At 48.5% G+C, this 10368-nt stretch carries 11 protein-coding genes and 1 pseudogene; 10 read left to right on the forward strand and 2 right to left on the reverse strand.

Translation table 11 applies throughout. The features are described from left to right. From CPT76_RS08660 to CPT76_RS08690, 9 genes and pseudogenes are all read left to right on the forward strand, one after another. The coding region (locus CPT76_RS08660; RefSeq protein WP_258168214.1) for an MFS transporter at positions 1-978 on the forward strand (978 nt) is incomplete at its 5' end. After that, positions 956-1120 carry a hypothetical protein gene (locus tag CPT76_RS39215; protein ID WP_258168215.1) on the forward strand — a complete coding sequence of 55 codons (165 nt, stop codon included), beginning with the start codon at positions 956-958 and terminating at the stop codon, positions 1118-1120. The genes CPT76_RS08660 and CPT76_RS39215, both read left to right, overlap by 23 nt. A gap of 126 nt (positions 1121-1246) precedes the next feature. Next, a complete protein-coding gene (locus CPT76_RS08665) occupies positions 1247-2101 on the forward strand; it encodes an alpha/beta fold hydrolase (protein WP_105442630.1) in 855 nt (284 codons plus the stop codon). 342 nt (positions 2102-2443) lie between these two features. Continuing rightward, positions 2444-2709: pseudogene (locus CPT76_RS08670) on the forward strand (CD3324 family protein). Positions 2710-2840: 131 nt separating this feature from the next. Next, positions 2841-3695, forward strand: a complete 855-nt coding sequence (locus tag CPT76_RS08675; RefSeq protein WP_105442632.1) for a GNAT family N-acetyltransferase — start codon at positions 2841-2843, stop codon at positions 3693-3695. A 169-nt stretch (positions 3696-3864) separates the two neighbouring features. Then, the gene (locus tag CPT76_RS08680; protein WP_105442633.1) at positions 3865-4503 is read left to right on the forward strand and encodes an HD domain-containing protein; all 639 of its coding nucleotides are present in this window, start codon (positions 3865-3867) and stop codon (positions 4501-4503) included. Positions 4504-4794: 291 nt separating this feature from the next. Continuing rightward, positions 4795-4953 carry a hypothetical protein gene (locus CPT76_RS37150; protein WP_181152746.1) on the forward strand — a complete coding sequence of 53 codons (159 nt, stop codon included), beginning with the start codon at positions 4795-4797 and terminating at the stop codon, positions 4951-4953. A gap of 131 nt (positions 4954-5084) precedes the next feature. Beyond that, on the forward strand, positions 5085-5330 hold the full coding sequence (locus CPT76_RS08685) for a DinB family protein (protein WP_105442634.1): 246 nt from the start codon (positions 5085-5087) through the stop codon (positions 5328-5330). Positions 5331-5646: 316 nt separating this feature from the next. After that, positions 5647-7551 carry a cation:proton antiporter gene (locus CPT76_RS08690; RefSeq protein ID WP_105442635.1) on the forward strand — a complete coding sequence of 635 codons (1905 nt, stop codon included), beginning with the start codon at positions 5647-5649 and terminating at the stop codon, positions 7549-7551. Positions 7552-7558: 7 nt separating this feature from the next. Here the strand turns inward: CPT76_RS08690 and CPT76_RS08695 are convergent, their stop codons facing one another. Then, positions 7559-8773, reverse strand: coding sequence for an MFS transporter (locus tag CPT76_RS08695; RefSeq protein ID WP_105442636.1), 1215 nt, complete (start codon positions 8771-8773; stop codon positions 7559-7561). A gap of 242 nt (positions 8774-9015) precedes the next feature. Further along, complete coding sequence (locus tag CPT76_RS08700; protein ID WP_105442637.1) at positions 9016-9861, reverse strand: SDR family oxidoreductase; 846 nt, start codon at positions 9859-9861, stop codon at positions 9016-9018. A gap of 94 nt (positions 9862-9955) precedes the next feature. Between CPT76_RS08700 and CPT76_RS08705 the strand changes: the two genes are divergently transcribed. Continuing rightward, a partial coding sequence (locus CPT76_RS08705; RefSeq protein WP_105442638.1) for a MerR family transcriptional regulator occupies positions 9956-10368 on the forward strand: 413 nt, incomplete at its 3' end.

The raw sequence follows: 10368 nt of genomic DNA on the forward strand, positions 1-10368 counted from the left end.
GTTGGCACGGAAGGGTATATGATCGGCGGGCTGCTGCCAACACTGGCGGCGGCGATGCATGTGTCGACGGCGCTTGCCGGACAACTGGTGACGGCGTTCGCGCTCGTGTACGCTGTATCATCGCCGCTGTTGACGACTCTGACAGGGAGGATGGAACGCAGGAAACTGCTGTTCGGTTCGCTGTTGCTCCTCACTGTCGGAAACGTGCTGTGCGGGTTCGCCTCTTCTTATGGCCTGATGATGACCGGGCGGATTGTCGCCGCGCTGGGGGCAGGCCTGTTCTCGCCGGGGGCCGTCGCCGTCGCCTCCACGCTGGCCTCGCCTGAGAAAAGAGGGCGCGCGGTGTCGATCGTTATTGCCGGGCAGACCGTCTCCCTGATCCTGGGCGTCCCCTTCGGGATGTGGGTCGCCCTGACGTTTGACTGGCGTACGACGTTCTGGATCGTCGGCGGGGTGGCGCTGCTCGCCGCGCTAGCCATCCGGCTGCTGTTCCCGCAGGTGGCGCCGGGCGCGGCGATCGGCATAAGGGAACGCCTTTTGTATCTAAAGAAGCCGGAGCTGCTATCCGCCTTGCTGATTACGCTCGCTTGGGCCACCGGTATTTTTGCGCTCTTTACGTATGTTTCCGAACTTTTTTCCGGCTATGGTGCCGGAGGCCGGACGATCAGCATGGTGCTGTGTCTCTCCGGTATCGCCAGCTTCATCGGGGTGCGGACAGGCGGCTTGGCTGCGGACCGGATCGGACCGAACAGGGCAATTCCGCTGGCGCTTACCCTGCTCACAGCCGCGCTTATCTTGATGTCCGCGTTATACGGCTTTGCCGGCCGGCCTGGTATTCTCGCCATGGCGGTGGCTGCTATGGCACTGTTCGGCTTCAGCGGCTACATGTTCAATCCTGCGCAGCAGCATCGGTTGATCGGGCTGTGCCTTGGGCGCATCGGCCGGAGGAGCTGTCGTGCGCTTCGCTACCGTCGGTGAAATTGGCTATTTCGCAGGCGCTATGACGGCGCTGTCGCTCGTCTTGTTTGCGGTTAGCCTGCGTCTGGAGCGGCGCATGAAGCGGCGGGCAGCCGTAACGGGGCACGCGCACGCTGCAGACGAATCGGGTGCCGCCGGCTAAGCTCAGTTGGCTTTTACATCCGTCCGCATTTTGTAAATACGATGTGTCAATGGTGACAAGAAGTTGTCATATTTTGAATGCTACGATTGAGAGGTGATCACAAAATTTCGATAGGAGTGAGAAGGTTTGCTCACACACCGGGAAGTACTTGTCAAAGATGTTCCGATCCATGTAGTCGAAGCCGGTTCCATATCAAAGCCTACTGTGTTTTTGATTCATGGTTGGCCGACCTGTTGGCTGGAATTTGAAGGCGTGATGCACAGGCTAGCCGAAGCGTATCATGTTATCGCCATCGACATCCCTGGGATCGGGAATTCAGTCATTCCTTTGCAGTCATACAGCAAACGCAATATAGCCGAGTATGTTCGAGGAATTATGGATCATATGAATTTGCAAGATGTGACATTGGTAGGTTGTGATGCTGGGGGCCAGGTGACGTATGCTTTTCTGAAAAGCTTTCCCGACAGGTTATCGCGCGCGGTAATTATGAATGTCGCCATTCCTGGAGTTGATCCGTGGGCCGAGGTGAAAAGTAATCCTTACATCTGGCATTTTGGTTTTCATAACGTGCCTGAACTGCCCGAGATACTGGTTTCAGGCAAAGAACTTCCTTATTTCTCCTTTTTCTATGACGTGCTGGCCGGAAAAGGCAAGCGAATGAGTGATGCCCGCAAAACATTATATGCCGAAGCCTATTCCCGTTTGGACGCATTGAAAGCAGGATTTGATTTATACAGATGCTTCCAAGAAGATGAACAGGATAATGCCGCGACAAAACATGTTACCGTGTCAACGCCAGTTCTGTACTTGCGAGGATCGGACGAAAATGCAGATATTGAAAAATACCTTGCCGGATTTAGGGAAAATGGCCTGCAAAATATCAAAGCCAAAATCATCGAAAATTGCGGACATTTTTCAGCAGAAGAACAGCCTGAACGAGTTGCAATGGCCATAAAAGATTTTATCCATAATTCTTTGTAACACTAAGAGGTTCGGCTAACATTACCAACCCCTCATGCTTTGAAATGACAGTTGGGCGCAGTTCCAGACATTTACATGAAGTGAAGAAATCGCTAAAATAAACATATTATCGATTGTAATATTTGGCATTGATTAGACACCGATCATTTTTTGAAAGTGAGGTCTCGAATGATGAGAAAATTGACGATCAGCTCCATGCAAAGTCTTGTACTATAAACAACGGCGGTTGTTTGTATGGAGCTCAGAATTCATTTTTACCGCCTGAATATCAGCGTTCATGATAATTGTTTATAGGATAGGCTTTGCAACCTTAAATTTTAATTAATTTTAAGGAGCAGAGTCATGAAGTATGTAAACGCAGATATCATTTTTCCGGAAGAGCTTTTAAAGGAAATACAGAAATATATCCACGGAAGTATGGTTTACATCCCAACCCCTGAAGGACAACGGAAGAAATGGGGCGAAAATTCAGGAAGCCGAAAACATTTGAGCCTCAGAAACGAAACTATACGTCAGCAGTATATTGATGGTGTAACGATCGATGAACTTTCTGATCAATTCTGCCTTTCATCGATAGTATTAAAAAAATCATTTATTCAAAAATGTAGGCCGTAGAAATCACATCATATGTTATGATGTGATTTTTTGTGTAACAAATGATTCTGAAAGATCTTTTATATATTTCTAAACGGTTTCCTTTGCTACGATTGGAGCAACACCATTCAGAGGGGGCATTTGGATGTCATTACAAGTTCGTCCATATCGTTCTGAATTTGAGGAAACGGTAAAAAACTTAAGTCACAAAGCATGGATCCTTTTTAAATATAATCAAGATTACGATCATCAGAGGATGAGCTGCGTATTTAACGAGGACGGGAATTTAATTTGTGTAGGATACTTACGGCACGGAATTGCGGATAATCATGATGTATTCGAAGTCGAAATGCCCACGAATGAATTAGCTTTAAACCGCATGGATGAAGTGAGAGCAGTTCTTTTCCCTACTTTTATGGATACCTGCCAAAAGCTGCGCAATCCAAACAAGAAAACGAAGCTGGTTGCGTGGAAGGACTTTTACGGTGACAGAGCGTTTTACGAAGGGAAGGGCTTTAGCCCTTTTCAAACCTATTACATAGCACGGCGTTCACTTGAAGAACCTGTACCTGAAGTCAGAACGCCTGTTGGAGTGAATGTCAAATACCACCCGATGGAATCCAGAGAAGAACGAATCCAATATACCGGGCTGGAAAATCAATTTTATCAAGGTGTAGTATACCGAAGTGTAAATATGTTGGAATGGATGATGGGTGGTCCGGAGTTACATACCATTTCTGCCTTTGAAGGTGATGAGCTTGTTGGCAGCGTAATGTGTTGGCAAACTGGGGCAGTCGAAAGATTATTCGTCATTCCGCGTTGGCGTAATAGAGGGCTGGGCAGGTTTCTCATCACGAAGGGATTTGAGTATCACCTGAAGAACGGCAGAAACGAAGTGGAGACGCTGGTTCATGAACAGAATAAGGAAGCTATGTCGTTGTTAGAGTCAATGGGATATACCTTACCTGTAAAATTAGTACTTATGTCAATGGATATTTAGAAAAAGGATCTGCAGCGCCCCTGGGAATATTCAAATGTCTTAAGGGGATACTGGAAATAGGTAGGAGATCATTCATTTGGTCGATAATGATCATAGAAACACCCGCATTGATCTCCATTCCATGAAACCCTAGTATAAGCTTAACGACATAAATAGGGGGCGCTTAGCGATGTCCATGTCAATCGCAGATATCCAAATACCTGATAGCAAACTGGCCAAGGAAGCGGCCGAATTACTCCGGGAACATGGCGATGATTTGCTGTGGAACCATTCAAACCGGGTATTTCTTTTCGCAGCATTCAAAGGCAACCAGAGTCAATTGAAGTATGATCCGGAATTACTGTATATCAGTTCTCTTTTCCACGATCTAGGCCTTACGCCTGCATTCCGCAGTCCGGACAAGCGCTTTGAAGTCGACGGCGCGAATGCCGCTCGGGATTTCCTGCAAAGCCGTGGCGTTCCGGAAGAATCCATTCGTTTGGTGTGGGATGCTGTCGCCCTGCATACTACGATCGGCATCGTCGAGTATAAAGAAACCGAAGCGGCCCTGATGAATTTTGGCGTCGGTTACGACGTCGTGGGGAAAAACTTCGAACTGATCTCGGAAGGAATTCGCCGGCAAATCGTTGATGCGTTCCCGCGAAACCGGTTTAAGCACAACATTCTGCGCGCCTTCTTTGAAGGCTTTAAGCATAAACCGGAAACGACCTACGGCACGATTAACGCCGATATATGCGAGCTGTTTCTGCCGGGCTATAAACGGCCTAATTTTTGCCATCACGTGCTTCATTCCAGATGGGAAGAGTAACAGCGCACGTTCAATCAGACTAAGCCATGAACCTGGACAAGAGCATACACACTTCATAGCCGCGTAACTGCGGCTTTTTGTGTTTTAAGATGAATTGATGCTAAAGTATAATGCAACAAATTGGAAATTTTTAACGTCTAAGCAGTGATGATTAGGATAGAATCAAGGTATATGTGTGGATACCGCAGGACCGGTTGAACTTTTAAAAGTCTTAAAAGTCATTTAAAGAAACAGGAGACGATCGTAATCTGTGTTAAGACTCCCAAATATGAATCATCGAGGAGAGAGCAAATGAATATGAAACAGATAGATATTTTTCGTATGCAATTTGACTTTGTTTGGGATACGGAGACCTGGTTTTTACCCTTAGAATCTGCTCTTGCAGGTTTAAATTCGACCGATGCAAGCTGGCAGCCCCCTGGAGAGGGAATACCATTTGGCAAACGGTAAACCATCTGAATTATTACAACGCCCTGCTTGTCACACAACTCCATGACTCTACGCCTGGAACAGAGGCAGCTGAACACAAGCCTACATATGGTGATATCGGAGAGCCCCCTGATTCTAAATGGGAGGCCGTTTTGGCAGAAGATACATTTGGAGGGCCTGGGGACCCGGCGGATTCTGACGAATGGGCGGCAACCGTGGCAGAAAACCGCCTGATTTGTGAAGATTTGCGTCAATCGCTGGCCCAAATGAACGACAGTCAGCTGGATGAGGAGCGTGTTGGGAGGCTTGCCCGTCAAATGCTGCACAACGTATACCACATCGGACAAATCGTATTCATTCGCAAACAACAAGGTTCTTGGCCAAAGGAACGGGAATAATTTGTATATTCGTTTAAGGGCCCTATCAATGAAGTACCAAAGCCTAATTTCTCACCGAATGCCGAGAAATTAGGCTTTTTCACGCTTAATAGCTATATATGGTGAAGAACAAATGGAAAGTAGGGTGTATTAAAGAAGCTGTCGGTAATTCCGATGATAATACCTATGGGTACTATAGAATATTGCTCTGGGCTTAAGTGCAAAGCGATTCACATACAGTTCATAAATTTACTTTACAATAAGCTGAATCGTTTGTGAGAGCCCTGAATTTACGACAAGTTGATGAATACAGATCGATAATGGAGGTAAGATTCGTTTGGAATTGTTTGAGTTTATTTTGCTAATGCTGGCGGCGGTTTCTTTATCCAATTTAGTGAACCGGTTTATCCCCTCGGTCTCCGTGCCGATTATTCAAATCGTACTGGGGATGTTGATCACTTGGCTGCCGTTACACTTTGAACTGAAATTAAATCCAGAGCTGTTTTTGCTCCTGTTCATTGCCCCGCTGCTGTTCAATGATGGAAGGCATGCGGATAAGGAAGCGCTCTGGAAGCTGAAGAAACCAATCCTTTTGCTGGCACTGGGTCTGGTGTTCGTCACGGTAGCCGTGGTTGGTTATTTCCTGAATTGGCTCCTTCCGGTGATTCCGCTGGCGGCATCTTTTGCACTGGCGGCTGCATTAGCGCCTACCGATGCTGTGGCCGTGGGTGCACTGGAGCAGAAAGTAAAAACTCCCTCATCAGACGATGCAAATTCTTTCAAAACGGCCAGCATCAGCTTTGTTTCCATCTCACTTGGCGGTGTGGTGCTGGGCCTGCTGCTCACGCTTGCCAAATATGGAGTGGTGAAGTGGCTGCGGAGACTAGGGATGGAGAATGTTACGCTTCACATGCTAATTGAGATTCTGACCCCTTTTGTGATTTTCATGGCGGCCGAGGAATTAGGGGTTAACGGCATCCTGGCCGTCGTCGCCGCAGGAATCGCCCATTCTTTTGGCTACAAAAAAATGAATCCCGAGGTAGCCAAGCTGAGGGTTGTATCCAAAAGCACCTGGTCGGTCATTGTTTTTGTACTGAACGGACTGGTTTTCCTGCTGCTTGGCACACAGCTTCCAGATATTATTCAGACGATTTGGAACAGCGCGGAAATCGGAAATCTGAAAGTCATCATGTACACCCTGTTATTGACCGCAGCTGTGCTTGGGCTGCGCTTCATCTGGGCGATTCTGATGGATATGGTCGAAGGGACCAAACCGCGAGGCCCTTGGCGGCTCAGAGTCAAGAAGGCGCTGATCCTCAGCCTATCAGGCGTCCGGGGAACGATCACACTGGCGAGTACGATGTCACTGCCATTATTTCTTAGTGATGGCACCGCGTTTCCGGCGAGGGATCTGATCATTTTCCTTGCGGCTGGAGTTATCCTGTGGACCCTGCTTGCGTCCAACTGTCTGCTGCCGCTTTTATTGGGGAAAGAAACGCAAACGGAGCAGGAAGAGGAGGAGGTTCAGGCAAAAATTGAAATTCTGAGGAATGTGGTGAACGGATTAAACGAACTGACCACGGATCAGAACCGGTTGGCGATTGCCCAGATCATCAATACGTATACTTCCCGAATCAAATCGCTGAAAAAAGAGGAAAAGAACGATAAAGTGCAGCGGGCCTTGGGCCTGTCTATCCTGAAATGGGAAAGAGAGAACACGCTGCACGCGGTTCAGAAGAAAGAAGTGAATCCAGTCACAGCGTACCGTTACCTTAAAAGAATAAACCAGCTGTTATTTATGCACACAGGAGATGTCCGTTATAAAAAAGAGCTTTTCCCTGTGAAGCAATGGATTGAAGTGTTCGGAATGCTGCATCCGGCCCGCCTGAGTATCCGAGAGAGACGCGCCGAATTGGCCAAGCTCAGAATTCAAAATACGGCTTACGTCATAAAGGAGCTGAATGCGCTGCTTGCAAAAGGGGAGACGGATATGGAGTCGGTCAGCTCGCTGATTTTGCAATATGAACGTACGCTGCTTCTTCTGACCCGAAACGAATCGGACACCTACAACCGGGAAGAGTTCGACATCATGATGCAGGAGCTCGCACGGGTCGGAATTCAGCTGGAGAGAGACAACATCCAAACCATGTTCGAGACCGGACGGATATCCAGACAGGGCATGAAGGAAATGAAACGTGATATTCTCTTCATGGAGCATGACTTGAGAGAAGAGATGGGTTGAGATAATCCTATTGATTTATGCTGCCTGTTAACGCATTTGTAGACGCCGATGACGATTTTTTATTCAATTTTCTTACCGAGACTAGACTGCTTGCAAGCAGCACAAATGCACCAAAAAGATAAGGCAAGTCGATATGGATTTCATATAATATTCCTGCGAGTAACGGTCCAAAGATCGTACCAAGGCTCGTATAGGCATTATTCATCCCTGCGACGAATCCTTGGTCCTCTCCAGCTTCTTTGGATAGGAGGGTGTTGATGGTTGGACGCAAAATATTATTGAATGAAAAAAATAGCATGGTGATGATCATGACATAATAGTAATTGCCTGAGAATAGCAACGATGCGAGCGTGAAAGCGGATAGCAAAAGCATGGCGACGATAACCCGCTTTTCCCCAAACCGACGGGTGATCCGGTCGGTCAGGAGCACTTGGTTCAGCGTGCCGATCAAAGAGCACACGGTAAGTAAAATGGCGATTTGCTGCGTGGTGAAGCCATAACCCTGAACGACAAAAAGCGGGAAAATGGCTTCAAAGTGCGTCAGACCAAACGTCATGGCGAAAACAATAAGCAGCATGATAAAATAACGGGATTTTACGGAAAGACCAATTTGACGAAAGATATTGTCTTTCTTGTCCTGCACAGATTGGCGAAGGCGGCGGATCTCAGGCGACAGCGGCTCGGGGAGCATCCACATACTGCATATCATAGCCAGCAGTCCAACGGATGCGGAAGCGAAGAAAGGCATTGTGATACCCCATTCCGCAAGCAATCCTCCTACACCCGGCCCGATAATAAACCCTGAAGTCATCGATGCGCCTAACCAAGACATGGCCTTGCTGCGCTGGGCATCTTCTGTAATATCCGCAACGTAAGCAATAATCGCAGGGACCAGGGCGGCTGACCCGATTCCGCCGATCAGTCTCGACACGAATAATAAGGTTAAATCGCCTGCAAACGCCGCCAATAAATTAGAAATGGCAAATAAAATCAACCCTGTAATGATCATCGGTTTACGACCGTACCTATCGGACAAATTTCCTGCGAAGGGGGAGAATAGAAACTGTGTCAAACCGAAGCAAGAGACGAGATAGCCGGCGGCTTGGCCGCTTGCTGAAAACATTTCGAGCAGTTCCGGCACGATCGGAATGACGAGGCCCATGCTAAGATTGGCGAGAAACATATTCAATAGAAGTAATGGAAATGCGGACCTTGGTAACATCAATGATCTCCTCTGTAGTCAATTTATAACGATGGAAACAGGATAAACGGAACTTTTCATTTATGTTAGCATGCATCAGTCCGCTTGAATAATATGAATAATATTTACGACAGGAATCATTTTAATATAGATGGCTATCCGTATCCGATGAACAGGGAGACATAACAAGTGAATAACGATAATCTTTTACTGAAATGAAAAGGGTGCCCCAGGCCAATTAATGCTTGGGACACCCTCCTTTTTTAGGCGAAATAATGCCCTTCTTCGAGATCGGCGATGAGTCCGGGCTGCATCGGTTTCCAGCCAAGAAGCTCCCGTGTTGCCTGACTCGCTTGCGCAGTGTTATACAAGCTTGTAATGTCGAGGGCCGCAATGGCACCTAGAAAGCCGAAATGGGCGGAAGCTTCCTCAGATGTGATGCTGACCGCCGGCACGTTCAATTGCCGTCCGATGACCTCGGCGATCTCGCGGAGCGGAATGCCTTCATCGCCGGCGCCAAGCAGCCGTGAGCCCGCCGGGGCGGTTTCCAGCGCCAGACGGTACAGAACTGCCGCGTCCAGGCGGTGAACCGCCGGCCAGCGGTTCGTTCCATCACCGATGTAGGCGGCGAAGCCCTTCGACCGGGCGATGCTGATCATCATCGGGACAAAGCCCTTATCGCCTTCGCCGTGCACGGACGGTGCAAGCGAGACGATCGATGCCCGGATACCCCGCTTCGCCATCGCGAGCACGGCTTCATCCACGGCATGTCCATTGGCGTGTGCCGTAGTAATGAACGGCTTCCCGGAGCCTTCGAGCGCCGCTCCCATGACTTCCACGGCCCGTAAATCCAGAGCCAGCGCACCTTCAAAGTCGGAAAAGTCGTTGGTGAACGCCAGATGAATCACGCCGTCCGCAGCCGCGGCGGCAGCGCTTAGCGTATCGAGATCGTCCAGCGTACCGTATAGCGGTTCGGCTCCCGCTGCCTTTAATCCCGCGGCTTTCTCTTCAGAGCGGCAAAGACCCGACACGGTATGTCCCGCGCCGATCAGTTCCCGGACAACCGCGGAACCGACATACCCTGTTGCTCCTGTAACAAAAACATGCATTTTGAAATCCTCCTTCATAAGTTGACTGCGTGAACATGTTAAGCATAAACTATGAAGTGAACTCTAGGGCAAGCGGTCCAAAGGAGAAATGACGATGAAAATTCAGGAACTGGCGGATAAGATGGGATTAACGATTCATACGATCCGCTATTATGAAAAGGAAGGCTTGCTGGATGATCGGCATGTCCGGCGAGAAAGCAACAATTACCGTAACTATTCGGATGAAGCCGTCGAGCGGTTGAAGCTCATCAAGAAGTTCCAGTCCATTGGCTGTTCACTGGCTGAACTGAAGGAAGCGCTGCGGGACCACGACGCCAACGCGAACACGAACCAGCAGATTATCGATTGGATTCGCGGCAAGAAAAAGGAGATCGAAGGCAAGAAGGAAGAATATGACCAGATGCTGGTCACCCTTAACTGGATGCTGGAGTATCGGACTCTCCTCATGGACGATCCGCAAAAAGCACAAGAGATGCTAAATTCTTGGCATGCCGGCTCAACCGATTT

The sequence above is a fragment of the Paenibacillus sp. AR247 genome (assembly GCF_002968895.1).
In the GTDB taxonomy this organism is placed as follows: Bacteria; Bacillota; Bacilli; order Paenibacillales; family Paenibacillaceae; genus Paenibacillus_AQ; species Paenibacillus_AQ favisporus.